Raw genomic sequence first — 24,671 nt, 5'->3', positions numbered from 1 at the left:
TGCGAATCGTTATCAAACTGAACGGCTACTTTACCACTGGAGAGCGCCTTGAAAACAGCACTGCTTCTTGAGAGGCTGCAAAATCAGCTGATCGCGCTGCGGGCGCAGGCCACGCCGTTGATGGGCCACGCCACGCTGAAACCGCGCTTTGACCGACAGCTCTTCCGCACCCGCAGCACGGTCATTGAGGATTATCTTGCTGAAGCGCAGACCAATCTCGACGAGCTTCGTCACGCGGTTGAGAGTGAACAGCAGGAACAGGTCGCGTGGCTTGCGGAGCATCTTACCGAGCAGATCACCGCCCTGCACCGGGAAATCGCCGCCTGGCCGTTACGGGCGTGGGACAGCGCCTCGCCGGGGCTCGGTAAATGGCAGCGCAAGCGGCTGGAGAACCAGGAGTTTGAGCGCCGTCTGTTTGAGATGAAGCGCGAGCGCGAAGCCCGCCTGAACACCAGCGAAACGCTGGAAGAGCAGCAGTTATTAATGCGTGAAATCAGCGCGCTGGAAGGCCGCATCGTCCGCTGCCGTCAGGCGCTGGATGAGATTGAACGCGTCATCGAACGCCTGACCCGTTAACAGGAGCCACTGATGTCACTGGAAAATGCCCCCGACGAGGTCAAGCTGGCCGTCGATTTAATTATGCTGCTGGAGAATCACGAGATCCCGGCGGAGACGGTGCTGAAAGCACTGGAGATTGTGCGACGAGATTTTGAGGGGAAACTTCCCCCTCACCCTACCCTCTCCCCAGAGGGGAGAGGGAAATAGATTAGGCGGGAGTAGGGTCGTCCCCCTTAATCTCGCGCTTCACTTCCGTATGCTCATCGCCTTTCTCGTTGCGCAGATGAACCTCAAGCTGATTAAAGGCGATATTAATATCGTTTTCACGACACAGACGGTCAATGGTGCGGTTCAGCTCATCGACGGTGTAGCTGCGATCGCGCAGTTCGCGTACGTACAGGCGCAGCTCATGATCCAAAGTGCTCGGCCCGAAGGTGGTGAAGAATACCGCTGGCGCAGGATCGTGCATCACTTTTGGATGGTCAGCTGCCGCCTTCAGCAGTACCTCTTTCACCTTGTCCAGATCCGAGCCATAGGCCACCCCGAGTCGGATCACCACGCGAGTGGTGGTATCCGAGAGCGACCAGTTGATCAGACGCTCGGTCACAAACGCTTTGTTCGGGATGATCACCTCTTTACGATCGAAGTCGGTAATGGTGGTCGCACGAATGCGGATCTTGCTGACGGTCCCGGAGAAAGTACCGATGGTGACGGTATCGCCGATACGCACCGGACGTTCGAACAGGATAATCAGGCCAGAGACAAAGTTACCGAAGATCTCCTGCAAGCCGAAGCCCAGACCCACCGACAACGCCGCCGCCAGCCACTGGAGTTTATCCCACGAGACGCCCAGCGAGCCGAATACCGTCATCGCCCCGACAATAATAATGACATAGTTCAGGATGGTGGTAATGGCGTACGACGCCCCCTGACGCAGGTTCAGCCTTGAGAGCACCAGCACTTCCAGCAGACCCGGCAGGTTGCGGATCAACGCCCAGGCAACCACTGACGACACCAGCGCAAAGAGCAGGCTGCCCATGGTGACGCTTTTCATTACCGCAGCGCCCGCTTCGGTACCGTTGTATTGCCAGAGCGTGATACTGTCGAGGTAGGCGAAGACGGTAATTAAATCAGACCAGATGGCCCAGAACATCACCGCAAACAGGGCGATCATCACCAGCATGGTAATACGCATCGTTTGCTGGTTAACCTGCTCCAGAGCAATGGTCGGCTCTTCCTGCGGCTCTGCCCCTTCAGCCCCCTCTTTCACCTGATGCTGCCGACGGGCAACAGCACGACGATAAGCAATGCGGCGCGCCGCCACGCTCAAACCACGCAGCACGGTCTGGAACAGCAGGTTCCATACAATCACCAGATAAACCGTTTCGATCCAGCGGCCGGACAGACGCAGCGTGGTATAGAAGTAACCCGTCGCCGTCAGCACCATCAGCGCCAGAGGAATGATCGCCAGTACCGTTACGGTAGCCAGACGAAGATTGTGGGACTCTTTATCCCGCCAGCTGTCGCGGCACATTGGCCACATCAGAACGGCAATCAGCAGCAGGTTCAGCATAATCACCAGTTGCCCCAGCACGTCATCCATCAGGTGCAGCGGGGAAAGCTCCGCCACAACTGACCAGAAGTGCAGCGGCAGCAGCGCGAGGCTGATGCGCACAATCTGGCGACGCCAGTGGCTGGTGAGTTTTTCCGGCATGTTGAAGTGGCGGACGGCGACGCCATCTTTTTCCAGCACTTTCCAGCACAGACCAAACACCAGCCAGAACAGCGCCAGCTTCTTGCTGAACGCCCACAGCAGATCGCTGATATTCAGCTGCATGGTCAGCAGGATCAGGCCCACGGCGAGTATCAACAGGCAGACCGGCAGAGCACGGATCAGATCGATCAGGATCGCTTTCGGGGTGTGCAGTTGGCTGTCGTTACGCAGTTGCCCCACTTCCGAGGCCAGCTTCGCCTGGTACTGTTTCAGCCATTTCAAACGCCAGCGTATGACGCCAGCGATGAGCAGCAAAGGCAGCCCCGTCAGGAAGGCGATCATCACCGCAGGCCAGGCTTTCTCCCAGTTCACGGTAATTTTCATGCTTTTGATCTGGGATTTCAGCGTTTCCGGGAAAGATTTAAACCAGTCCCAGTCCATGGGTTTATTGCTGTTCACCCAGAAAATCTGCTGGGTCAGGATCTCCTGGAGGCTTTTAGAAACGCTCACCAGCTGCTGCTGGTTGATTTGCAGGTTAATCGCCATCATCAGCTGGTTGCCCAGCTGCTTGTTAAGCTGATCGAGCAATTCGCGGCGCATGTCCACCACCTGCAACAGCGCGTCGTGAACTTCAGCGTTCACTTCACCTGAATGGCCCTCTTCCACTTTGGCAACGAAGGTATCGCTCTGGAATAGCGCATCGCGCTGCTGGTTAACGTCAAACTGTTCAAGACGCAAATCCGCAATGCGGTTGGTCATGTCTTCCAGCTCGTCGGCGGACGGCAGCGTCTGCTGTTGCTGGTAGAGAATGCGCGACAGCAGCAGGCTGCCCTTCAGGACGGCAATCTGCTCCTTGACGTTGCGCTCGGCCTGCAAAGCGCGATCCAGCCAATTTTTGACCTTAATATTTTGCTGCACCAGCGCGCTGCCGTTTTCAGTCGCCTGAATCAGACGCTCGCTCAGCTGGTGGTTAATCTCCAGCTCCTGCTTCACCAGCGGGTTGGCCTGAATACGGGCCGTCTCGTCTGGCGAAACCGCTTCCTGCGCCGTTTTTTCAGTCAGCGTCAGGCGCTTGCTGTTCACCGCTTCCTGCAACAGCTGAAGCTGATGCTCAAGCCGGTTGATATTCGCGGTCACGTAGTCACGCTGTTTTTGCAGCGCATCCTGTAGCACCGTGTTGCCTTCCAGGCTCTTACGCTGCTGTTCAATCTCCGCGTTTAGCAGCGTCTGTTGGATGTTCAGCAGCGTTTGCTGGGTGGGACGAAGCGCCCCTTCCCCCACGGTGATGCCATTCAGACGGTTACGTATCTGCTGTAGCTGTTGCGACGCCGAGTACATGGCGTTCTGCACACGCTCAGGCTGGGTTTGCAGCGAAACCAGCTGGCTGTTGTAGGTTGAGAGATCGGATTGCGCCGTTTGCAGATCGTCCAGCAGCTGCGCCACGCGCGACTCAAGCTGGCGCAACGACAGCGTGGCAAGCGTTTTTCGGGTTTCATCGTCGTTATCGACGTCGCTGAGCGCACTCAGCGCCTCCGTTGCCTTACGCATGTTCTCCGGCGCCTGAGCGACCTTCTGCCGTAGCTGGGCCGTTTCGGCTTTGATGCGATCGATCTTGTCCAGCGTTTCCAGGGTTTCCGTCAGATCCTGCTGAACGAGTTTTTCCTGGGCGGAGAGATCTTTTTGCTTATTCAGGGTGTCGAGTTGCGACTGAACATCAGCACGCGTGGGAATGTCACTGCCGTTGTCTGCACGTGCCCATGAAAGCGGCGCGGCTGCAAAGTAAAACAGCAGGATCAAAAACAGGGCCAGAACAGGATGTTGCGAGCGATTGATGTGCAGCATAGTTGTGAATGTGATGTGAGAAATGACCGGAAATAGTCGGGCATGAAGGATATCACGCCCGGCTGAAGCAGAATAGTACGACGGAAAGGGTCTACGATTTTTACCATGCCCGATCAGGCAGAGCGCGGGCTAAGTTTACTTTGAAGGGTCGGACAGAGCTGGCACATCTCAAGAAAAATTTCGACGTAGCTGCGCGCCTCTGATCTGAGATCGAACGACTCCGGAGCAAAAAGCCAGTTTTCCATCAGGCCGGAAATATAGCTGCGCATCAGGATCGCCGCCCGGCGGGTGAGTAATGTGGCAGGAAGCATTTTGGCCTGCATGCACTCCGTGAGGACCTGTTCGATGCGATCGTAGCTTTCCAGACACAGGTCGCGCTGCGCCTGTTGAACCACCGCCATTTCACCAACGAACTCACATTTATGGAAGATGATTTCCATCATCAGACGCCGACGCTCTTCAACAACCGTCGCTTCAAGGATATATACTAGAATTTCTCTTAACACTGAGAGTGGATCGTGAGGGAATTTTGCCCGATACTCACTCTCAAGATCGCTAATGCTGGACTCTGAAAGCTCCCAGATTTCACCAAACAGATCGGACTTGTCTTTGAAATGCCAGTAAATCGCTCCCCGCGTGACGCCCGCGGCCTGAGCAATCTGTGCCAGCGAGGTTGCCGAAACACCCTGCTGTGAGAACAAACGCATTGCCACATCCAGAATGTGTTGTCGGGTTTCCAGCGCTTGTTGTTTGGTTTTTCGTGCCATACGTTGATGAATTTACAGGAGTCAGATTTACATACATTTATGAATGTATGTACCATAGCATGACGATAATATAAACGCAGCAATGGGTTTTTAGACTCAGGACCCTTGATCAATTTGAAATCGGACACTCGAGGTTTACATATGAACAAAAACAGAGGGTTAACGCCTCTGGCGGTCGTTCTGATGCTCTCAGGCAGCTTAGCGCTTACAGGATGTGACGACAAACAGGCTCAACAAGGAGCTCAGCAGGTGCCAGAAGTTGGCGTCGTGACGCTCAAATCCGAACCTCTCCAGATGACAACAGAACTACCGGGCCGCACCAGCGCCTACCGCATTGCGGAAGTGCGTCCGCAGGTGAACGGTATCATCCTGAAACGTAACTTCACCGAAGGCGGTGATGTCAAGGCAGGCGAGTCTCTGTATCAGATTGATCCAGCAACCTATCAGGCGTCTTATGAGAGCGCTAAGGGCGATCTGGCCAAAGCCGAAGCGGCAGCCAAAATCTCGCAGCTGACGTTGAATCGTTACAAGAAACTGCTCGGCACGCAGTACATCAGCCAACAGGATTACGATTCTGCCCTGGCCGATGCACAGCAAGCCAACGCAGCCGTTGTGGCGGCGAAAGCGGCGGTAGAAACCGCGCGTATTAACCTGGCCTACACCAAAGTGACCTCCCCTATCAGCGGTCGCATTGGTAAATCAGCCGTCACCGAAGGTGCGCTGGTGCAGAACGGTCAAACCAACGCGCTGGCCACCGTGCAGCAGCTCGACCCGATCTACGTTGACGTCACCCAGTCCAGCAACGATTTCCTGCGTCTCAAACAGGAGCTGGCTAACGGCACCCTGAAACAGGAAAACGGTAAAGCCAAAGTGGAACTGGTTACCAACGACGGTATCAAGTTCTCACAGACTGGCACACTGGAATTTTCTGATGTGACCGTCGATCAGACCACCGGCTCTATCACCATCCGGGCCATTTTCCCCAATCCGGATAAAACCCTGCTGCCCGGTATGTTCGTACGCGCCCGTCTTGAGGAAGGGACTAACCCAAGCGCCATTCTGGTTCCTCAGCAAGGTGTGACCCGTACGCCACGCGGCGATGCGAGCGCACTGGTTGTGGGTGCCGATAACAAAGTCGAAACACGCAATATCACTGCAACGCAGGCGATTGGCGACAAGTGGCTGGTAACGGAAGGTCTGAAAGATGGCGATCGCGTAATTATTACTGGTTTGCAAAAAGTTCGTCCTGGTGCGCAGGTCAAAGCTCAGGAAGTGAAATCTGACGACAAACAACAAGCGTCGGCCGCTGGCCAGTCAGAACAAACCAAGTCTTAACTTAAACAGGAGCCGTTAAGACATGCCTAATTTCTTTATCGATCGCCCCATATTTGCGTGGGTGATCGCCATAATCATCATGCTGGCCGGGGGACTTGCGATCCTGAAGCTGCCTGTCGCGCAATATCCAACGATTGCGCCGCCGGCAGTGACGATCTCCGCAACCTATCCGGGCGCTGATGCCAAAACGGTGCAGGATACCGTTACGCAGGTTATCGAACAGAACATGAACGGTATCGATAACCTGATGTACATGTCCTCAAACAGTGACTCAACCGGTACGGTTCAGATCACCCTGACCTTTGAATCCGGTACGGATGCGGACATTGCACAGGTTCAGGTGCAGAACAAATTGCAGCTGGCGATGCCTCTGCTGCCGCAGGAAGTACAACAGCAGGGCGTGAGCGTCGAGAAATCGTCCAGTAGCTTCCTGATGGTTGTCGGCGTGATCAACACCAACGGCACCATGACGCAGGAGGATATTTCCGACTACGTGGGCGCCAACATGAAGGACGCCATCAGCCGTACGTCTGGTGTGGGTGACGTTCAGCTGTTCGGTTCCCAGTACGCGATGCGTATCTGGATGGATCCGAATAAACTGAACAACTTCCAGCTGACGCCGGTTGACGTGATCAGCGCAATTAAAGCGCAGAACGCCCAGGTTGCCGCCGGTCAGTTGGGTGGTACACCGCCGGTGAAAGGCCAGCAGCTTAACGCGTCGATCATCGCGCAAACGCGTCTGACCTCCGCCGATGAGTTCAGCAAAATTCTGCTGAAGGTGAATCAGGACGGTTCGCAGGTTCGCCTGCGTGACGTGGCGAAGGTTGAGCTGGGCGGTGAGAACTACGACATCATTGCAAAGTTCAACGGTAAACCGGCTTCCGGTCTGGGTATCAAACTGGCGACGGGCGCGAACGCCCTGGACACCGCGACGGCTATCCGTGCAGAACTGAAGAAGATGGAACCGTTCTTCCCGTCAGGTCTGAAAATCGTTTATCCGTATGACACCACGCCATTCGTTAAAATTTCGATTCACGAAGTGGTGAAAACCCTGGTTGAGGCGATCATTCTCGTCTTCCTGGTGATGTACTTGTTCCTGCAAAACTTCCGCGCAACGCTGATCCCAACCATCGCCGTGCCGGTTGTACTGCTCGGGACCTTCGCGGTGCTGGCGATATTTGGCTACTCGATAAACACCCTGACGATGTTCGGGATGGTGCTCGCCATCGGCTTGCTGGTGGATGACGCCATCGTGGTGGTCGAAAACGTCGAGCGTGTCATGGCGGAAGAAGGCCTGCCGCCGAAGGAAGCAACCCGTAAATCAATGGGCCAGATCCAGGGCGCGCTGGTCGGTATCGCGATGGTACTGTCTGCGGTATTTATCCCGATGGCCTTCTTTGGTGGCTCTACCGGTGCGATTTACCGTCAGTTCTCCATCACCATAGTTTCGGCGATGGCGCTGTCGGTACTGGTTGCACTGATCCTGACGCCAGCCCTGTGCGCGACGATGCTGAAGCCGATTCAGAAAGGCGGTCACGGCGAGCATAAAGGCTTCTTCGGCTGGTTCAACCGCATGTTTGATAAGAGTACGCACCACTACACCGACAGCGTGGGTAACATCCTGCGCAGCACCGGTCGTTACCTGCTGCTCTATATCATCATCGTGGTGGGCATGGCTTTCCTGTTCGTTCGTCTGCCAAGCTCGTTCCTGCCAGATGAAGACCAGGGCGTGTTCCTGAGTATGGCGCAGCTTCCGGCCGGTGCGACGCAAGAGCGTACGCAAAAGGTGCTGGATGAAATGACCGACTACTTCCTGACCAAAGAGAAAGACAACGTCGAATCCGTGTTTGCGGTTAACGGCTTTGGCTTCGCGGGTCGTGGTCAGAACACCGGTATCGCCTTCGTTTCTCTGAAAGACTGGTCTGAACGTCCGGGCGCAGAGAACAAGGTAGAAGCCATTACCGGCCGCGCGATGGGCACCTTCTCACAGATTAAAGATGCGATGGTCTTCGCCTTTAACCTGCCAGCGATTGTTGAACTGGGTACGGCGACCGGCTTCGACTTCCAGCTGATTGACCAGGGCGGTCTGGGCCACGAAAAACTGACTCAGGCGCGTAACCAGCTGTTTGGCGAGGTGGCAAAACACCCTGACCTGCTGGTGGGCGTACGTCCTAACGGTCTGGAAGATACGCCGCAGTACAAGATCGATATCGACCAGGAAAAAGCGCAGGCGCTGGGTGTTTCCATCAGCGACATTAATACCACGCTGGGTGCAGCCTGGGGTGGCAGCTACGTCAACGACTTCATCGACCGTGGTCGCGTGAAGAAAGTCTACGTGATGTCCGAAGCGCAATACCGTATGCTGCCGAACGATATCAACAACTGGTATGTTCGCGGCAGCGATGGCCAGATGGTGCCGTTCTCCGCCTTCTCAACCTCGCGCTGGGAATACGGTTCACCGCGTCTGGAGCGTTATAACGGCTTGCCATCGATGGAAATCCTCGGTCAGGCAGCCCCGGGCCGAAGCACCGGTGAAGCCATGAACCTGATGGAAGAACTGGCCAGCAAACTGCCTGCGGGTGTCGGCTACGACTGGACCGGCATGTCCTATCAGGAACGTCTGTCCGGTAACCAGGCCCCTGCCCTGTACGCCATTTCACTGATTGTGGTGTTCCTGTGTCTGGCGGCATTGTATGAGAGCTGGTCGATTCCATTCTCCGTTATGCTGGTGGTTCCGCTGGGGGTTATCGGTGCGCTGCTTGCCGCAACGTTCCGTGGGCTGACCAACGACGTTTACTTCCAGGTGGGCCTGCTGACAACCATTGGCTTGTCGGCGAAGAACGCGATACTAATCGTCGAATTCGCCAAAGATCTGATGGAGAAAGAAGGAAAAGGCCTGATTGAAGCAACGCTGGAAGCCGTTCGTATGCGTTTGCGTCCAATCCTGATGACGTCCCTGGCATTTATCCTCGGCGTTATGCCGCTGGTTATCAGCTCCGGCGCGGGCTCCGGCGCACAGAACGCAGTAGGTACCGGCGTAATGGGTGGGATGGTAACCGCGACCGTTCTTGCGATCTTCTTCGTACCGGTGTTCTTCGTGGTGGTTCGCCGCCGCTTCAGCCGTAAGAATGAAGACGTTGAGCACAATCATTCGGTAGAACATCACTGATACCGGTTTCACATGATAAAAAGGCCGCATTTGCGGCCTTTTTCTTTTTCAGAAAAAATCATAAAATAGACCTATTGCCTTTCTATTTATTTTCCTCTTTTTTAATAAGGCCTATCATAATAGGCCGATAACTTACACCAGGAACTCAGCATTCTTTTATTATCATTTCGTGACGTAAATTATTCGGACTATTCCTAAGCAATGGAAAATATCTGAAGATATCTGGTTTCGGACTTCACATGAAACTTTGCGCTAACTCAATGAATTCTAAGGAACCGATAAAAATCGTCTTTTTTATTGATTAACGCGTTCGCTGCAAAAGGTAGATTTGCGTAAAGGCTCGAACAGTAACGATTTAATTGTAATTTTTCGTAATAGCGCGGTGAAATCTTGATCAGAGTGGCTTATAGTTAGAGTTATCAGGAACACAGCTCCCGTGTGGCTAAGCAAGTTGTATCCATCCCGACATGATGTTCGGTGAGTAAAAAATCACTCAGAAGGGGATGCGCTATGGACGAGTACTCGCCAAAAAGGCATGATATCGCGCAGTTGAAATTTCTCTGCGAATCCTTGTACCATGACTGCCTTGCCAATCTTGAAGAAAGTAACCATGGCTGGGTGAACGATCCAACGTCTGCTATCAATTTACAGCTTAACGAGCTGATCGAGCATATCGCCACCTTCGCACTTAATTATAAAATTAAGTACAATGAAGATAATAAGTTGATAGAGCAAATTGATGAATACCTGGACGACACCTTTATGTTGTTCAGCAGCTACGGCATTAACGCACAGGATTTGCAGAAATGGCGTAAATCAGGAAACCGTCTATTTCGCTGCTTCACTAATGTCAGCAGAGCTAATCCGGTTAGTCTTTCCTGTTAAAATTATTACAATTACTAAGGTGAATTTATGTCTGATAAACCATTAACAAAAGTCGATTATTTGATGCGCCTGCGACGCTGCCAGTCAATTGACACTCTCGAACGTGTTATTGAGAAAAATAAATACGAGCTGTCTGATAATGAACTGGCGGTATTTTATTCAGCTGCCGACCATCGTCTTGCTGAGCTGACCATGAATAAACTGTATGACAAGATCCCCTCTTCGGTGTGGAAATTTGTTCGTTAATCGTTGAAGAGAGACTGTAAAGGCATTACGCCCGTTGTTAAGCTGAATTTACCTTTCGAATTACGCTTCAAATGCAAACGCCAGGTTCCCGTATAAAACGTATTTATGCGCAAGAATGTTGTGACTCCCGTCACAGCCACTTTTAGGGAACGTTCCCTTTCTGGTTAATCCTCTTTACGCTGCGTAAAACGATTCCAGAGAGGTTCCCATGAGTGAAGAAAAACAGAAGATGATTGCAGGTGAATATTACCGCCCTGGCGATGACACGCTGAGGGCTGACCGTTTACGCGCGCGTCATCTTGTTCACCGCTATAACCATACCGCACCCGATGAGAAGGCCGAACGTCGCGCCTTATTAGCTGACCTGCTGGGTCAAAGCGAAGGTGCCTATATAGAGCCAAGCTTCCGCTGCGACTACGGGTATAACATCTATCTGGGCAACAATTTTTACGCTAACTTCGATTGCGTCATGCTGGACGTCTGCCCTGTACGCATTGGCGATAACTGTATGCTTGCGCCGGGAGTGCACATTTATACGGCCACGCATCCTCTGGATGCGACCGAACGTAACAGCGGGCTGGAGTACGGTAAACCGGTCACCATTGGTGATAATGTCTGGATCGGCGGACGCGCGGTGATTAATCCAGGCGTGACCATTGGCGATAATGCCGTTATCGCTTCCGGCGCGGTAGTGACCAAAGACGTGCCGGCCAATGCGGTAGTGGGCGGGAATCCGGCGAAAATCATTAAAATGATCTAAGCGCATCCTGAGTAACTGTTATGCTTTTTCCTGGCATAACTGTTACTTTCATCGCATAAACCCCTCTCATAAAATAGGCAGATCACCTGTATTTTTAACAATCATAAAGGCAAAAAATGACAGAGATACAGCGCCTGCTTACCGCCACCATCGACGATCTCAATACCCGCGAAAAGCGCGACAATCGCCCGCGCTTTAGCATCAGCTTTATTCGCAAACACCCCGGATTGTTCGTCGCCATGTACGCCGCCTGGCTGGCAACGCTTATCGTCATGCTGAAGTCTGAAACACTGGTCGATTCCGTCTGGCTACTGGTTGTGCTGTTCGTGGTGTTTAACGCGTTTTTCTTTTTCGACGTCAATCCGCGTTACCGGTATGAAGATATCGACGTACTCGATTTCCGCGTGTGCTACAACGGGGAGTGGTACAACACGCGCTACGTGCCGAAGGAGCTGATCGACAGCATCCTGCACTCGCCAGCCGTCGAAGCCGGGCAAAAAGAGAAGTTGCAGAAAATGGTCATCACTAAGGGCCAGCTCTCTTTTTATGATGTCTTTACCCTTTCCCGCCCCACTGCTGTGTAATGAGCGCCTGAAGACGTCGGATACCCGGCGCAAACTGCGAAGCAGAGGTATTACCGTAACCTAAAACCAGACCGGTTTGCCCCTGCTTCGTCTCAAGGTAATACCCGCTCAGCGCAGCGGGTGCCAGCTGAAACGCTCTCGCCTGCTCCACCAGCCGCTGGTCGTCGATACCGTCAATTGCCAGCGTCAGATGCATTCCCCCTTCCCCGGCAAGAACACGATGCGGCGTATGAAGCTCTGCGCTCAGCACCTCCCGCAGCTGGCGGTAACGCTTACGATAAAGGCGGCGCATGGCGGCAAGATGTCGTGCATAGTGGCCTTCCTCAATAAACAGCGCCAGGGTGCGCTGTTCAGCGCGATGCCCGCCGCGCAGCAGCGAGCCGATGGCCGGACGCGCCGCCTTCGCCAGCGCTGGCGGTAACACCATGAACCCCATCCGGAGCGATGGAAACAGCGTTTTGCTGAACGTCCCCAGATACACAACGGGCGCATTGTTGACCATTCCGAGCATCGCCGGGACGGGCTCACCGGTATAACGAAATTCGCTGTCGTAATCATCCTCAATGATCCACGCGCTGTGCTGCCGGGCCAGTTCCAGCAGCGCCAGACGCCGCCGCGCGCTGAGCACGCTTCCGCAAGGGAACTGATGCGATGGCGAGGTAAAAATCAGCGTGGGTGAAGGCGCAGACAACCCTTCCCAGCACATCCCCTCGTCATCCACCGGTATGCCGGACATCGCCAGGCCGGTTTTGACGAAAGCGCTTTTGGCGCCGCTATAGCCGGGATTTTCCACCCAGGCAACATCCCCCGGCTCGCTTAACAGCATCGTGCACAGATTGACGCCCTCCAGCGCCCCTTCGGTTATCACAATCTGGCTGGCATCGCAGTCAATGCCGCGGGACAGCGCAAGATGGCGGGCAACGGCGGCCCGCAGCGTCGGCTCGCCGGCCGGGTCGCCATACCCTAACAGGGTGCTTCCCTCCTCGCGCAGAACACGATCGTACAACCGCCGCCACAGCGGTAAGGGGAAATAGTTGATGGCAGGCGTTCCCGGCGTAAACGCCATCACCGGGGTGTCGCGCGGCACAGGCGCGGGCAGCAGGGCGACACGTTTTGTCAGCCTGACGTCCGGGTCCGGTAATGTCCGGGTAATCGTCCGAGGAGCGAATTGCCCCACCCGCGTACCCTGGCGGCTACGCAGCAAATAACCTTCGAGCGTGAGCTGGTCCAGCGCCGCATTGACGGTATTTCGGGACACCGAGATCTGCTGCGCCAGCGTTCGCGAGCCGGGCAAATGGCTGCCGGACCGGAGCCTTCCGCACAGTATGGCCTCCCGCAAAGCAAGATAGAGCGCACGCTGGAGCGTCTCTTCCCCACGTTTTTTCAGCGCAGCATGGAGCAAGGTGTAAAGCTCATCACCCGGTATATTCATCATTCCTCCTCGTGGTACCAGAAAAACATAGCCTGGTGGTTCTTTTTAAGGAACCAGCAATTCATTAATCTGGAGATCTTTTCAATGTGACGGGAATAAAGATGAATACATTCAATGAGTTTGGACAACCTGTAGGTGAAAGCCTTTTCGACTGGCAGCCTCGCCCGCACCCGTCCCGGGTGATACTTCAGGGTCGCTATTGTCGGCTTGAGCCGCTGCGCGTGGAGCATGCCCCGGCGTTGTTCTCTGCGTATTCCCTGGCCGGAGATACCCGAAGCTGGACGTGGCTGCTGCGTGAACCCGATGCCACCGCAGAGGAGTTTGCCGAATGGGTGGCGAGCGTGAGCGAATTAGCCGATCCCATCCACTTTACCGTTATCGATAACCAGACCCAGTCTCCTGTCGGGACGCTGTCCCTGATGCGGATCGATCCTAAAAACGGCGTTGTGGAAGTGGGACATGTTCACTTCTCGTCACTGTTAAGTCGCACGCCCATGTCGACAGAAGCGCAGTATCTGCTGATGCGGTACGTGTTCGATACCCTGGGCTACCGGCGTTATGAATGGAAGTGCAACAGCCTGAACGAACCCTCCCGCAAAGCGGCTCTGCGTCTGGGCTTTCAGTTTGAAGGGCGTTTTCGCCAGGCGCTGGTCATTAAAGGCCGAAACCGGGACACCGACTGGTTTTCAATTCTCGACAAAGAGTGGCCAGCGCTGGCGAGCGCGTTTGAAAGCTGGCTTGCCACCGACAATTTTACCGCCGATGGCAAACAGAAAAGCTCCCTGGAAAGCTGGCGAGAGACGCGCGTTTAGCGTCTTTTTTTACGTCCCTGCACCGCCTTAAAGCGCGGGTTAGATTTGCAGATCACGTATAAGCGTCCCTTGCGTTTGACTATCTGGCAATCCGGGTGACGCTGTTTTGCACTGCGTAATGAGTTCAGCACCTGCATGATTAGCCTCGCTTCGCATCAAGAAAGCCACCAAAACGCTTGCGGAAGCGTGCCGCGCTGCCATCCGTCGAGAAGGTCTTCTGCTTCCCGGTATAAAACGGATGTGATTTAGAGGAGACATCAAGGGTAACGTAGGGATACGTTTTCCCCTCCAGCTCAATTTCACGGTCTGTCTTAATTGTTGAGCCGACTTTAAAGTATTCATTAGCCGTGGTGTCGTGAAACACAACGGTGCGATAGGTTGGATGGATATTCGGTTTCATCTCTGGCCTTCATGTATTGTTATAACATAACAAAATACTATCTGAGCTTTGCTGCAAAAACAACCCCTGTCACGCACAGCCTGTTTTTGAAAGGTTGATTCAGATACCTGCCTGAGACTGTCACATGCTATAACTATATCATTTAGCGATAAAAAACTTTTTCTTCTGGCGCGCAAACTCCAGGCCCAAGGTGGGCATATGGAAAGGATAAAGCAGCATGCGAACCCGACATCTGGTCAGCCTGGTAACAGGCATACTGATCTTCTCTGTGCTGGTCCCTGTGTGCCTCAGTATCTGGCTGGCGCATCGTCAGGCAGAGGATAAATTTGTGGACGCTCTGGACAGCTATGCCTCGCGCGTCCTGATCCGTACCGACAGAGTCGTTGCGCAGGCAAAACAGGCGCTCACGCACCTACAGACATTCCACGCCCCACCCTGCACTCCCCCGCATTTACGCGAAATGCGTCGGGTTGAATTCTCATGGCGCTATATTCAGGAAGTGATGTATATCGATAACCTGAAGCCGCTCTGCTCATCCCTTGAACAATCCAGTAATACGGCGATCTTACCGCCCCCGATGCGGATCACCGCAGACGGGTATAGCGCGTGGCTCACCTCGCAAAACGACCTCGGCATTCACCGCTATATGGCCGTTCTGGGGAAAGGACATTATCTGGTGATGGTTGATCCTGCCTCGCTTGTGGATGTTGTCCCGTTTGGTGAAATTTCGATGGATGCCGCCCTGGTGGGCAGTGAAACCCATCGGATATTTGCCAGAAGCAATATTGTCGACCCGTATATTCTTTCTGTCGTTAAGGAGCAGCAGGACGTTACGCGCGTACAATACAACGGCTCGATGTACGTGTTGAAACCTGTACCCGAACTGGGGTTTACGGTGATCGCGTGGGCGTCGTTAAAACCGCTGGCGGAATCCTGGCACCAGCAGCTGATCATCTGGCTACCGGCTGGCATCTTGCTAAGCCTGGCTGCTGCCCTTATTGTCCTGCGCATCCTCCGCCGTTTGTTATCCCCGCGTAACCGCCTGATCGACGCAATCAACAACCGGGAGATCGAGGTTTACTATCAGCCCATCGTGGCGCTGTGCAGTGGAAAACTGGTGGGTGCTGAAGCGCTGATGCGCTGGCCGCAGCCAGATGGCAGTCACCTGTCGCCCAATCTCTTTGTGCCGCTGGCTGAGCAGACGGGGCTTATTTCAACGCTGACGCAGCTGGTGGTGAATAAGGTGTTTGAGGATTTAGGCGCCTGGCTGCATCATCATCCGGAACTGCACATTTCTGTCAACCTTGCGCCATCGGATTTAACGTCCCCCGAGCTGCCTCGCCAGCTGAGTCAGTTGCTCAACAAATGGGGCGTCCACCCGCGCCAGATCGCCCTTGAATTAACCGAGCGCGGCTTTGCCGATCCCGCCGTCAGCGTGCCTGCCATCGCTGCGTTTCGCCGCGCCGGGCACGCTATCTACATTGATGATTTTGGTACGGGTTACTCCAGCCTGAGCTATTTGCAGGACCTGGATGTCGATACCCTGAAGATTGATAAATCCTTTGTGGATGCGCTGGAGTACAAGAACGTGACTCCCCACATCATCGAAATGGCCAAATCGCTTAAACTGGCGATGGTCGCAGAAGGCATTGAAACTGAAGGGCAGATTGAATGGTTGCATCGCCACGGCGTGCAGTACGGCCAGGGCTGGTATTTCAGCAAGGCACTGCCTAAAGAGGATTTCATTCTCTGGGCCGGGCACAACCTGGAGAAGCACATTACTTAAGGTACGATTTGATCACCTGCATCACGACCCCGAGATCGGCCTCGCGCTGCGCTTCCTCTGGCTCTTTCACCACGTGATCGGTTAAATGTCCCTCAATTACTTGCATCATCATGCCGTTTACCGCGCCCCTGATCGCCGCCAGCTGCTGTAACACCTCGGCGCATTCATGATCGCTGTTGAGCATTTTTTCCAGCGCAGCGCTTTGCCCCTGAATTTTTTTCAGGCGGGTCAATAACTTCTTTTTATCACGAACTGTGTGTGACATCGCTTAGCTCCTCTTTGGTGGCGTAAAAAGCATATCACGCTCTACTCCCCCTGGGTATTTTTCTACTGGGGGGTAGTATTATACTACTGGGGGGGAGTAGTATTCTCGGCATGTTTTCCACCCCGGAATGTTCAATGAACGCTTTTTCTTCTCTTCTTCAGCAGGGTAACGCCTGGCTGTTTGTCCCCAGCGCCATCCTGCTTGGCGCGCTCCACGGCCTCGAGCCAGGCCATTCAAAAACAATGATGGCGGCTTTCATTGTGGCGATCCGCGGTACGCTGAAACAGGCTGTGTTGCTTGGGTTGTCCGCAACGCTGTCTCATACGGCGGTCGTCTGGATCATTGCGATGGCAGGATTAGGGTTTGGTCGGGGATGGGATGCAGATACTTCTGAGCCCTGGTTTCACTTGATTTCCGGGGTTCTGATCGTGTTGATCGCCCTGTGGATGGCGTGGCGAACCTGGCAGGAGAGCCAGCCGCATCACCACCATGATGATCATCATCACCATCATGATCATCACGACCACGCGCATCATCACGACCACACGTCTCCTCTGGTTGAAGAGGAGTGGCAGGATGCCCACCAGCGCGCACACGCCCAGGACATTAACCGACGCTTCAACGGTAAAGAGGTCACCACCGGGCAAATCGCGCTATTCGGCCTGACCGGTGGGCTTATCCCCTGTCCGGCCTCCATTACGGTGCTGCTGATCTGCCTGCAACTGAAACATTTCGCGCTCGGCGCCACGCTGGTGTTCAGTTTCAGTATCGGACTGGCGCTCACTCTCGTCGCCTCTGGCGCAATTGCCGCATTAAGCTTGAAACATGCGGCGAAGCGCTGGCCCGGCTTTAGCGCCTTTTCGCGCAAGGCGCCGTGGATCTCAGCGGCACTGATCGCGGTAGTCGGGATTTATATGAGCATTCACGGCGCAAGCGGGATCCTGAGATAAGCATTGCGGCCACGGCAGTGGCCGCACGTGTCGGCTCAGCCGTTCTGCTGCCAGCTAAACGTGTAGCGCAGCCGGCGGTTTTGCAGAATGAAGGCCGGGGCTACGCTCGGGCTCCATGAGTCGTCCCCCCCTACGCCCATGTGAAACGCATCAAGATTCAACCAGCAGCCAGCCTCTTCCCGCAGCAAATGCTGATGCGTTGTCTCATGCAGCTGCCGCTGGCTATAACGGCTCAGGGAGAAATGGAACTGTCCCTGCAACTGATGGGAGCCAAACGTCAGCTCGCGGGTGTCGCAGCGCAAACCGTTCTCCGTCGGGAAGATATACGGCGTCTGCATCTCTTCCAGCGGTAACGCCCAGCGCCCCTGCTGCGCCGCCAGTTTTCTGTCCGGATAGTTCTCCAGCGGGCCTAGCCCCAGCCAGCGCACCGTTTCCGGGATATCCGCCAGCATAACGCTCAGGCCCACGCGAGCGGGCTCCGGAATGTCAGACGCCACCGTCACCTGCACATCACCGTGCAGCACCCCGTGGTCATCAATCCGCCAGAGCTTGCAGCTGATAAACAGCGCTTTACCCTGATGCTCCCAGACGTGCTGCGTGGTCACCACCACCTCACGGGCATGCTGCTCCGCTTCACACTGGAGGAGGCGCGCGGACATCCCATACATCCCTGCCGCTTTCCAGCGTTCCACCCACGCGTTCGGATCGATGCGGGTCGCCTCGCTGACACCAATGTCATTGTCCAGCGGCGCGCGGGTGAAGTTATCCGTTAGCGGGGAACGGAGCGTTTCAGCGCCCTCGTTCCACCACTGGGTCAGGTTTCCGGTGAGACGGCTAAACTGCCAGCGCTGCTGCTGATGAGTAATGTCCAGCGCTTCGTCCTGCACCGTTAGCTGCGGAGGGGTTCCGCCTGCTTTCGGTGGCGCAAGGTACAGCGGAGCCGGGAGCGGCCACTGATCCCAGGCACAACGGTGGCCGGGCGGCGACCACGGCGTGGCCTGCGGCTGAACGATCTCCACGTTGAGCCAGACCTCGCCCGGCTCAGCGTCAAGCTCAGGCAGCGGGATCTCAACGCGCTGCGTCTCCTGAGGCGCAACAGAAAGGGGTGTTTCGCCGGAAGCCAATACCGCACCGTCACGCGCCACTGACCATCGCAGATGCTCGTTGTCAGTATGACGGAACAGATAATCGCTCTGGATATCGACGACCAGCGGAACGGTGCTCACCAGCGTAAAGGTAAAGAACTGCTGGGCACGCTGCGCCTCGTAAAGGGCGGGGTGCGGAGTGCGATCGGGAAACACCAGCCCGTTGAGGCAGAACTGACGGTCGTTGGGCTTATCGCCAAAATCGCCGCCGTAGGCCCAGTATGCCGTGCCGTCTTCCGCTTTTTTCGTCAGCGCCTGATCGACCCAGTCCCAGACAAACCCGCCCTGCAACCGGGGATGGCTGCGGAATGCCTGCCAGTAGCTGGCAAAGCCGCCAAAGCTGTTGCCCATCGCGTGGGCATACTCGCACAGGATCAGCGGACGGGTTTCGTCCGGCATGCCGATCCACTTTTTAATCGACCACTTTGGCACCGCCGGGAACGGCTGATCCTGATCGACGCGGGCATACATCGGGCAGACAATATCGGTAGCGGCCGTACTGGCGCCACCGCCTTCGTACTGCACCGGCCGCGTGGGATCGGCGGTTTTCAGCCAGCGGTACAGCGCATCGTGATTCGCCCCATGCCCGGACTCATTCCCCAGGGACCAGATGATGATGGACGGATGATTCCGGTCCCGCTGCACCATACGCGTTACGCGTTCGCTCATGGCAGGCAACCAGCGCGGATCGTCCGCCAGGCGGCTCATCGGCACCATGCCGTGGGTTTCAATATTCGCCTCATCGACCACGTACAGGCCGTAGCGATCGCAAAGCGTGTACCACAGAGGATGGTTCGGATAATGTGAGCAGCGCACGGCGTTGAAGTTATGCTGCTTCATCAATTCGATGTCGCGGCGCATGGTCGCCTCATCCATCACCTGCCCCTTCTCAGGATGATGTTCGTGACGGTTCACGCCGCGGATCAGCAGCGGTTTGCCGTTAAGCTTCAGCAGGCCGTTGCTGATTTCGACGCGTCTGAAACCGACATCGCAGGCTTCAGTCTCCAGCACGTTACCCTGCGCATCCCGAAGCGACATTGTCAGCCGATAGCATTCCGGTGTTTCAGCGCTCCACAGCACGGGAGCGTTCACGCGGATCGCCACCGTGAGCCGTTCTGCCCAACTGCCGCGTTCGTCCACGATGGCCGATCCGGGCTGCTGCGTGGTTTGCGCGCAGGCTTCGCCGTTACGCCACAGGGTAAACGCCACCTCGCATTCGGCGTAGCGTGAGCCTTCCAGCGCAACGTCAACCTGGAGTATCGCCCGATCGCATTCGGCATTCAGATCGGTCACGATCTGATAATCGGCAATTCGCGTTTCCGGCTTGTGCAGCAGCGAGACGTCACGGAAAATGCCGCTCATCCGCCACATGTCCTGATCTTCCAGGTAGCTTCCGTCGCACCAGCGTAACACCATCACCGCCAGACGGTTCTGCCCCGGTCGCAGCACCGCGCTGAGATCGAACTCCGCAGGCAGACGGCTGTCCTGCGAATAGCCCACCCACTGGCCGTTACACCACAGATGAAAAGCTGAATTCACCCCGTCAAAAATAATGCGGGTTTGCCCGCTGCACAGCCAGGCGTCATTCATCTCAAATGTGAGCGAGTAACAACCAGTTGGGTTTTCAGCCGGAACATACGGCGGGTTCACATTTATCGGATAGGTGACGTTGGTATAGATGGGAGTGTCAAATCCCTCCATCTGCCAGTTCGACGGCACGGGCATCCCAACGGCGTCAGCCAGATCGTCCGTTATCCATGCCTCGGGAACCTGCTCTGGCGCCGGGAAAAAGCTGAATCGCCAGACGCCGTTAAGCAGACGCTTGCTTAGCGAAAGTTTATCCTCGCGGGCGAAGGTTTCATCGCGCCAGCTATGAAAAGGCGCGTGTGTAGCCAGACGATTCCACTGCGTCACGCCCGGGTTTTCCCAGTCACGACGCGCCAGAAGTGCGCTGAGGGTCAGCGGCAATGTAGAAGACATATCAACCTCTTTGCGAAGCGCTCACAATTTCAGCCAACATGCCCTGGTAAACGGTGGCGGTAAAGACTTTGATCGTCACCAGGCGAGCACGATCACAAAAGTGCTAGCTGCGCGCCAGTTTCTCCGCCAGCAGCGCCAGCGTTCTGAGCTGTTGTGCCAGATCTTCACGATCGGCCTGCCGTGCGGCGCGCGGCGCGGTGGAATGACGCACGACCAACGTAACGGGAAGTTGTTCCTGCCAGCGTTCGTCGTGATGGTCAGGTGCCATCAGCCACTCCACGCTGCGCTCACCGGCCTCGCGGAACGCCTGCCGAACGGTGGTGAGCGGAGGTGAAAACCACGCGCTGTCAGCCGTATCATCAAACCCGACAACCGAGATCTGCCCCGGTACCGCAACGCCTTTTTCCGCACAGGCGCGTAAAACGCCAAGCGCCATCTGATCGTTAGCGACGAGGATCGCCTCCGGCAGCTGCGCGCCCGCCAGGAGCTGATGCCCTTTCTCATAGCCCGAGGCCGCGCTCCAGTCGCCCTGCGCCACCGCAAACGCCTCCACGCCGGCCCGGGCCAGCGTGGTTTTCCATCCCGCCAGACGAGCCCGGGCAGAGACAGAACTTTCCGGCCCGGCGAGCAGCGCAATTCGCTGGTGCCCCAGCGAAAGCAGATGCTCTGCCCCCAGGCCAGCGCCCTGTTCGGCATTGAAAACAAGGCTGTTAACCCGAGCTGTGGGGGAAACATCGAGAAAAAGAACCGGGGTCGGCGAGGCCATTTCCTGAAGCATTTCTGCCTGTGCATCTTCCAGCGGAACGTTCACCAGCAGCGCCTCCACGCGCTGCGCCAGTAATTCCTGCAAAGCAGCCTGACACTGCGCGGGTTGCTCCACCATGGAGATGAGTACGCTAGCCCCCTGCTCCACTGCCCGGGATTTTACAGCTGAGGCGATTTGCGACGGCGCATGCAGCGCCAGATCGCTGGTCATTAGCCCCAGCGTGCGGGTACGTTTCCCGGCCAGCTGCTGCGCGCCACGGTTAGGCACATAGTGTAGCGCCGCCATGGCCTGCCGGACCTTTTCCCGCGTACGGGCAGAAACGTGTTCTGCGTCGTTAATCACCCGGGAAACGGTCTGATAGGAAACGCCCGCCACGCGGGCAACGTCATAAAGAGTGATCGCTTTCATACATTCTGGCGTCGTAAAAAGAGAAGTCTCTATTCTGACACAGTTACGCCATCATAGCCTGTGAGCGCTTCGCAAAATTAAACAATCCGCTCCGGCCGCGCGGCTTTCTGAATGCGCGGTCCCTGACGAAACCACGGCAAACAGAGCTGGATCAGCGGGCCGATGGTTAATGCATACAGTACGGTTCCAACGCCAAACGCTCCCCCGAGGAGGTAGCCGACGATCAACACGGTCACCTCGATAGCGGTACGCACGCTGCGGATCGACCAGCCCAGCCGGGCATGTATGCCGGTCATCAGACCGTCGCGCGGGCCTGCGCCAAAACCCGCGCCGATATACATCCCGGTGGCAAGGGCGTTAACCACAATGCCGGAAACCAGCAGGGTGATGCGCACGGGCAGCGAGGTGAGCTCAGGGATCAGCGCCATTGACGCATCGGCCGCCAGACCAATACAAATCACATTACTGATAGTACCCAGTCCCGGCAGCTGACGCAGCGGGATCCACAGCAGCAGCACCGCGGCCCCGGTTAAAATAATCACCGTGCCGATGCTCATCCCGGTCTGGATGGCGACGCCAAGGTGAAAGACATCCCACGGGTCGACACCCAGATCCGAACGAATAAACATCGCGGTTGAAAGCCCGTACAGGCCTAAACCGACATAAAGTTGTACCAGACGACGTACCATTTTCTCTTCTCCGAAGAACCAGGTTCCATCTTCGGTGAAAATGGCACTATGATTAATGTCCAGTTTTCAAATAGTGGACTGCATATGTCATCACGTCGTTTTGGAAGCCAGTCTCTGGTACGCCTGTTAGGGCACTGGCAGCAAGCCTCTTCCCGCACCCCGCTGTGGCGCCAGCTGGCTGACGCGTTACGCCTGTTAATTCTGGATGGCAGGCTGGCGTTAAACACGCGCCTGCCCGGAGAGCGGGAACTGGCCGCCGCTCTGAGCGTAAGCCGCACCACCATCAGCAGCGCGCTGGCGCATCTGCGGGAAGAGGGTTATCTGGAGAGCCGTCACGGCAGCGGTTCGCGGGCGATCCTGCCAGACCGCCGCGCCGTGCCCACGCTTTCTACTGCCAGCGCGGCGCTGGATCTCTCAACCGCCGCACTCAACGCGGGACCAGAGATCCACCAGGCCTACGCCCACGCGCTGACGGCCATCACGCCGAATCTGGCGCTGACCGGGTACGATCAGCTTGGGCTTCCGGTGCTGCGTGAAGCTATCGCCGCCCGCTACACCGCACGCGGTCTGCCCACCCGGGCAGACGAAGTGATGGTGGTGAACGGCGCCGTCAGCGGCTTCGCCCTGATCTTAAGAATGATGACCGGTCCCGGGGATCGCGTGGTGGTGGATCATCCCACCTACCCGCTGGCGATAGCCGCTATTCAGGGGGCGCTATGCCGGCCCGTGGGCGTCTCGCTGCCTGAAACGGGCTGGGATACCGACGGTTTTGCCGCAACGCTTGCCCAGACCGCCCCGCGTCTGGCCTATCTGATGCCGGATTTTCATAATCCAACCGGACGTTGCATGGATGCCGCGACGCGCCAGACCATAACCGACATCGCCGCGCAGACCCGCACCACGCTGGTGGTGGATGAAACCATGGTCGATCTCTGGTTCGATGTTCCCCCGCCGCCGCCGCTGGCCGCCTTTAACCCGGAGGCCACGGTGATGACGCTGGGTTCCGCAGGCAAAAGCTTCTGGGGTGGGCTGCGTCTCGGCTGGATCCGCGCCTCGTCACGCACTATCGCCACCCTCGCGCAAACGCGCGACACGCTGGATCTGGGCTCTCCGGTGCTGGAACAGCTGGCCACGCTGTGGCTTATCGAAAACAGTGCAACCTTCCTGCCTGCCCGGCGGCAAATGCTGGCAGAACGGCGCGACCGCTGCGGCCAGATGCTGCGGGAACATTTCCCCGAATGGCGGTTTCAGGAAGCGGAGGGAGGGCTTTCATACTGGATTGAATTACCCGGCATGCTGGCGACACAGCTGGCGGCACGCGCCGAAACGACAGGCATCATTATGGGCACCGGCACGCGTTTTGGACTATCAGGCGCGTTTGACCGCTACCTGCGTATGCCCTTCTCACTCAGTTCACCAGAACTTGAAGAGGCATTATTGCGGATCAAACCGCTGTGGCGTGCATTAAATAAAAGTGTAGCGCCAGTAAAACGGAGCCTGGTGTAAATTATTCGCCAGAAACAATAAAAACTGCTGACTGTATCGCATGCAGTCAGCAGTTTTCATGAAGAACAACTTAATGTTGAGGTGGAATCGGGAAGCCTTTCAGCGAAATAATGAAATTATCCCCTTCTTTCTTTATTTTTGCACCGGTATCACACCAGTCAGACGCAATACGAAAGAACTCATCACTTCCTACATTCCAGCCAAGACGAACATGTTTCACGTAGCCGGAACGTAACAGATTGCAGGCCTCGTTGTAGTCACTGGCAGTCGATAGTTGTTGTTTCATTTTCTCTTCTTCAGAAGTTTACGTAGTGCTTTGATTTCTTTAGGAGTAAATGGAGTTACGCTCTCTTCTTCCGTATGCTGATTATCAACATCCTCTTCCGATACTCCCGCCTCTTCTACTGCTTCAAATGCCAGCAGCAGCAGTTTCTCTGTGGTCACGCTTAAATTCTCATTATTGTCTTCCGCATAGTGGCGAAGTCTTTCTTTTAGCGCTTCATCAATTTTAACGTTTAAAACCGCAGTAACCATGATTGTCACATCCTTTCGGAACACGTGTTTAATTTAATACACGAAGATAAGTTTGTTATCCAGATATATATTTTTTAGCTTATGACAGAATAAAGGCATCGAAAAATAAAATGACAGTCTATTATTACAGGTTTATGA

Annotated in this window: 23 protein-coding genes; 12 read left to right on the top strand and 11 right to left on the bottom strand. The window is 55.6% G+C overall.

Translation table 11 applies throughout. From position 1 onward, the window contains the following. The first annotated feature begins 48 nt into the window (after nucleotides 1-48). Both priC and rsmS read left to right on the top strand, forming a co-directional pair. Nucleotides 49-576, top strand: a complete 528-nt coding sequence (priC, locus tag ACOTWU_RS13475) for a primosomal replication protein N'' (RefSeq protein WP_017383213.1) — start codon at nucleotides 49-51, stop codon at nucleotides 574-576. Nucleotides 577-588: 12 nt separating this feature from the next. After that, entirely contained in the window at nucleotides 589-765 is a 177-nt protein-coding gene (gene rsmS, locus ACOTWU_RS13470) for a pleiotropic regulatory protein RsmS (protein WP_017694394.1), read from the top strand. Between the two features lies 1 nt (nucleotide 766). Here the strand turns inward: rsmS and mscK are convergent, their stop codons facing one another. Next, nucleotides 767-4,114, bottom strand: a complete 3,348-nt coding sequence (gene mscK, locus ACOTWU_RS13465) for a mechanosensitive channel MscK (protein ID WP_032671362.1) — start codon at nucleotides 4,112-4,114, stop codon at nucleotides 767-769. Nucleotides 4,115-4,227: 113 nt separating this feature from the next. After that, nucleotides 4,228-4,881, bottom strand: coding sequence for a multidrug efflux transporter transcriptional repressor AcrR (gene acrR / locus ACOTWU_RS13460; RefSeq protein ID WP_015571247.1), 654 nt, complete (start codon nucleotides 4,879-4,881; stop codon nucleotides 4,228-4,230). 141 nt (nucleotides 4,882-5,022) lie between these two features. On the opposite strand from acrR, the gene acrA reads away from it, so the two are divergent. The 6 genes from acrA to ACOTWU_RS13430 all read left to right on the top strand — a co-directional run bounded on the left by acrA (nucleotide 5,023) and on the right by ACOTWU_RS13430 (nucleotide 11,860). Beyond that, nucleotides 5,023-6,216 (top strand): multidrug efflux RND transporter periplasmic adaptor subunit AcrA, encoded by a 1,194-nt coding sequence (acrA, locus tag ACOTWU_RS13455; protein WP_126499173.1) that lies wholly within the window; start codon nucleotides 5,023-5,025, stop codon nucleotides 6,214-6,216. 22 nt (nucleotides 6,217-6,238) lie between these two features. After that, nucleotides 6,239-9,385: a multidrug efflux RND transporter permease subunit AcrB gene (gene acrB / locus ACOTWU_RS13450; RefSeq protein WP_015571248.1), complete on the top strand. Its 3,147-nt coding sequence runs from the start codon at nucleotides 6,239-6,241 to the stop codon at nucleotides 9,383-9,385. Nucleotides 9,386-9,895: 510 nt separating this feature from the next. Further along, nucleotides 9,896-10,270 (top strand): Hha toxicity modulator TomB, encoded by a 375-nt coding sequence (tomB, locus tag ACOTWU_RS13445; RefSeq protein ID WP_006809850.1) that lies wholly within the window; start codon nucleotides 9,896-9,898, stop codon nucleotides 10,268-10,270. Between the two features lie 27 nt (nucleotides 10,271-10,297). Then, nucleotides 10,298-10,516, top strand: coding sequence for an HHA domain-containing protein (locus ACOTWU_RS13440; protein ID WP_015571250.1), 219 nt, complete (start codon nucleotides 10,298-10,300; stop codon nucleotides 10,514-10,516). A gap of 208 nt (nucleotides 10,517-10,724) precedes the next feature. After that, entirely contained in the window at nucleotides 10,725-11,276 is a 552-nt protein-coding gene (gene maa / locus ACOTWU_RS13435) for a maltose O-acetyltransferase (protein ID WP_015571251.1), read from the top strand. A 116-nt stretch (nucleotides 11,277-11,392) separates the two neighbouring features. Then, complete coding sequence (locus ACOTWU_RS13430; RefSeq protein ID WP_015571252.1) at nucleotides 11,393-11,860, top strand: YlaC family protein; 468 nt, start codon at nucleotides 11,393-11,395, stop codon at nucleotides 11,858-11,860. Here the strand turns inward: ACOTWU_RS13430 and ACOTWU_RS13425 are convergent. Next, nucleotides 11,832-13,292 carry a PLP-dependent aminotransferase family protein gene (locus tag ACOTWU_RS13425; RefSeq protein ID WP_033486652.1) on the bottom strand — a complete coding sequence of 487 codons (1,461 nt, stop codon included), beginning with the start codon at nucleotides 13,290-13,292 and terminating at the stop codon, nucleotides 11,832-11,834. The two genes, ACOTWU_RS13430 and ACOTWU_RS13425, sit on opposite strands and share 29 nt — an antisense overlap. Nucleotides 13,293-13,393: 101 nt before the next feature. Here ACOTWU_RS13425 and ACOTWU_RS13420 point away from each other — a divergent pair, with 101 nt between their 5' ends. Continuing rightward, nucleotides 13,394-14,104, top strand: coding sequence for a GNAT family N-acetyltransferase (locus ACOTWU_RS13420; protein WP_032670463.1), 711 nt, complete (start codon nucleotides 13,394-13,396; stop codon nucleotides 14,102-14,104). Here the strand turns inward: ACOTWU_RS13420 and ykgO are convergent. Continuing rightward, nucleotides 14,101-14,241: a type B 50S ribosomal protein L36 gene (ykgO, locus tag ACOTWU_RS13415; protein WP_003859006.1), complete on the bottom strand. Its 141-nt coding sequence runs from the start codon at nucleotides 14,239-14,241 to the stop codon at nucleotides 14,101-14,103. The two genes, ACOTWU_RS13420 and ykgO, sit on opposite strands and share 4 nt — an antisense overlap. A gap of 2 nt (nucleotides 14,242-14,243) precedes the next feature. Further along, nucleotides 14,244-14,504 carry a type B 50S ribosomal protein L31 gene (locus ACOTWU_RS13410; protein ID WP_015571255.1) on the bottom strand — a complete coding sequence of 87 codons (261 nt, stop codon included), beginning with the start codon at nucleotides 14,502-14,504 and terminating at the stop codon, nucleotides 14,244-14,246. 217 nt (nucleotides 14,505-14,721) lie between these two features. Between ACOTWU_RS13410 and ACOTWU_RS13405 the strand changes: the two genes are divergently transcribed. Then, nucleotides 14,722-16,290 carry an EAL domain-containing protein gene (locus ACOTWU_RS13405; RefSeq protein WP_015571257.1) on the top strand — a complete coding sequence of 523 codons (1,569 nt, stop codon included), beginning with the start codon at nucleotides 14,722-14,724 and terminating at the stop codon, nucleotides 16,288-16,290. Here the strand turns inward: ACOTWU_RS13405 and ACOTWU_RS13400 are convergent. Then, a complete protein-coding gene (locus ACOTWU_RS13400; protein WP_015571258.1) occupies nucleotides 16,283-16,555 on the bottom strand; it encodes a metal-sensing transcriptional repressor in 273 nt (90 codons plus the stop codon). The two genes, ACOTWU_RS13405 and ACOTWU_RS13400, sit on opposite strands and share 8 nt — an antisense overlap. Nucleotides 16,556-16,689: 134 nt before the next feature. Between ACOTWU_RS13400 and ACOTWU_RS13395 the strand changes: the two genes are divergently transcribed. Then, complete coding sequence (locus tag ACOTWU_RS13395) at nucleotides 16,690-17,505, top strand: nickel/cobalt efflux protein RcnA (protein ID WP_047637552.1); 816 nt, start codon at nucleotides 16,690-16,692, stop codon at nucleotides 17,503-17,505. A gap of 35 nt (nucleotides 17,506-17,540) precedes the next feature. Here ACOTWU_RS13395 and ACOTWU_RS13390 read toward each other — a convergent pair whose 3' ends face one another. The 3 genes from ACOTWU_RS13390 to ACOTWU_RS13380 all read right to left on the bottom strand — a co-directional run bounded on the left by ACOTWU_RS13390 (nucleotide 17,541) and on the right by ACOTWU_RS13380 (nucleotide 22,493). Then, complete coding sequence (locus ACOTWU_RS13390) at nucleotides 17,541-20,630, bottom strand: beta-galactosidase (protein WP_048973760.1); 3,090 nt, start codon at nucleotides 20,628-20,630, stop codon at nucleotides 17,541-17,543. Between the two features lie 103 nt (nucleotides 20,631-20,733). Beyond that, entirely contained in the window at nucleotides 20,734-21,804 is a 1,071-nt protein-coding gene (locus ACOTWU_RS13385) for a LacI family DNA-binding transcriptional regulator (protein ID WP_126499174.1), read from the bottom strand. Nucleotides 21,805-21,881: 77 nt separating this feature from the next. Further along, nucleotides 21,882-22,493, bottom strand: coding sequence for a YczE/YyaS/YitT family protein (locus ACOTWU_RS13380; protein ID WP_015571261.1), 612 nt, complete (start codon nucleotides 22,491-22,493; stop codon nucleotides 21,882-21,884). Between the two features lie 84 nt (nucleotides 22,494-22,577). Here ACOTWU_RS13380 and ACOTWU_RS13375 point away from each other — a divergent pair, with 84 nt between their 5' ends. After that, nucleotides 22,578-23,999, top strand: coding sequence for a PLP-dependent aminotransferase family protein (locus tag ACOTWU_RS13375; protein ID WP_040117271.1), 1,422 nt, complete (start codon nucleotides 22,578-22,580; stop codon nucleotides 23,997-23,999). Nucleotides 24,000-24,069: 70 nt separating this feature from the next. On the opposite strand, the gene ACOTWU_RS13370 is transcribed toward ACOTWU_RS13375, so the two are convergent. Then, nucleotides 24,070-24,285, bottom strand: coding sequence for a hypothetical protein (locus ACOTWU_RS13370; RefSeq protein WP_015571263.1), 216 nt, complete (start codon nucleotides 24,283-24,285; stop codon nucleotides 24,070-24,072). After that, nucleotides 24,282-24,533 carry a hypothetical protein gene (locus ACOTWU_RS13365; RefSeq protein ID WP_006809862.1) on the bottom strand — a complete coding sequence of 84 codons (252 nt, stop codon included), beginning with the start codon at nucleotides 24,531-24,533 and terminating at the stop codon, nucleotides 24,282-24,284. The genes ACOTWU_RS13370 and ACOTWU_RS13365 overlap by 4 nt, the downstream gene beginning before the upstream one ends. Nucleotides 24,534-24,671 lie beyond the last annotated feature (138 nt).

Source organism: Enterobacter cloacae complex sp. GYL001 (assembly GCF_049237125.1).
Taxonomy (GTDB): domain Bacteria; phylum Pseudomonadota; class Gammaproteobacteria; order Enterobacterales; family Enterobacteriaceae; genus Enterobacter; species Enterobacter hormaechei_C.
The sequence above is the reverse complement of the archived record's forward strand: the minus strand, read 5'-3'. Positions and strand labels throughout refer to the sequence as shown.

Coding starts and splice junctions, on each gene's coding strand:
- ACOTWU_RS13430 (WP_015571252.1), top strand. CDS start 11,393: ATGACAGAGATACAGCGCCTGCTTACCGCCACCATCGACGATCTCAAT.
- acrB (WP_015571248.1), top strand. CDS start 6,239: ATGCCTAATTTCTTTATCGATCGCCCCATATTTGCGTGGGTGATCGCC.
- ykgO (WP_003859006.1), bottom strand. CDS start 14,241: ATGCAGGTGCTGAACTCATTACGCAGTGCAAAACAGCGTCACCCGGAT.
- tomB (WP_006809850.1), top strand. CDS start 9,896: ATGGACGAGTACTCGCCAAAAAGGCATGATATCGCGCAGTTGAAATTT.
- acrA (WP_126499173.1), top strand. CDS start 5,023: ATGAACAAAAACAGAGGGTTAACGCCTCTGGCGGTCGTTCTGATGCTC.
- ACOTWU_RS13385 (WP_126499174.1), bottom strand. CDS start 21,804: ATGAAAGCGATCACTCTTTATGACGTTGCCCGCGTGGCGGGCGTTTCC.
- acrR (WP_015571247.1), bottom strand. CDS start 4,881: ATGGCACGAAAAACCAAACAACAAGCGCTGGAAACCCGACAACACATT.
- ACOTWU_RS13395 (WP_047637552.1), top strand. CDS start 16,690: ATGAACGCTTTTTCTTCTCTTCTTCAGCAGGGTAACGCCTGGCTGTTT.
- ACOTWU_RS13425 (WP_033486652.1), bottom strand. CDS start 13,292: ATGAATATACCGGGTGATGAGCTTTACACCTTGCTCCATGCTGCGCTG.
- ACOTWU_RS13390 (WP_048973760.1), bottom strand. CDS start 20,630: ATGTCTTCTACATTGCCGCTGACCCTCAGCGCACTTCTGGCGCGTCGT.
- ACOTWU_RS13405 (WP_015571257.1), top strand. CDS start 14,722: ATGCGAACCCGACATCTGGTCAGCCTGGTAACAGGCATACTGATCTTC.
- ACOTWU_RS13410 (WP_015571255.1), bottom strand. CDS start 14,504: ATGAAACCGAATATCCATCCAACCTATCGCACCGTTGTGTTTCACGAC.
- ACOTWU_RS13440 (WP_015571250.1), top strand. CDS start 10,298: ATGTCTGATAAACCATTAACAAAAGTCGATTATTTGATGCGCCTGCGA.
- ACOTWU_RS13400 (WP_015571258.1), bottom strand. CDS start 16,555: ATGTCACACACAGTTCGTGATAAAAAGAAGTTATTGACCCGCCTGAAA.
- ACOTWU_RS13380 (WP_015571261.1), bottom strand. CDS start 22,493: ATGGTACGTCGTCTGGTACAACTTTATGTCGGTTTAGGCCTGTACGGG.
- mscK (WP_032671362.1), bottom strand. CDS start 4,114: ATGCTGCACATCAATCGCTCGCAACATCCTGTTCTGGCCCTGTTTTTG.
- ACOTWU_RS13365 (WP_006809862.1), bottom strand. CDS start 24,533: ATGGTTACTGCGGTTTTAAACGTTAAAATTGATGAAGCGCTAAAAGAA.
- ACOTWU_RS13375 (WP_040117271.1), top strand. CDS start 22,578: ATGTCATCACGTCGTTTTGGAAGCCAGTCTCTGGTACGCCTGTTAGGG.
- rsmS (WP_017694394.1), top strand. CDS start 589: ATGTCACTGGAAAATGCCCCCGACGAGGTCAAGCTGGCCGTCGATTTA.
- maa (WP_015571251.1), top strand. CDS start 10,725: ATGAGTGAAGAAAAACAGAAGATGATTGCAGGTGAATATTACCGCCCT.
- ACOTWU_RS13370 (WP_015571263.1), bottom strand. CDS start 24,285: ATGAAACAACAACTATCGACTGCCAGTGACTACAACGAGGCCTGCAAT.
- ACOTWU_RS13420 (WP_032670463.1), top strand. CDS start 13,394: ATGAATACATTCAATGAGTTTGGACAACCTGTAGGTGAAAGCCTTTTC.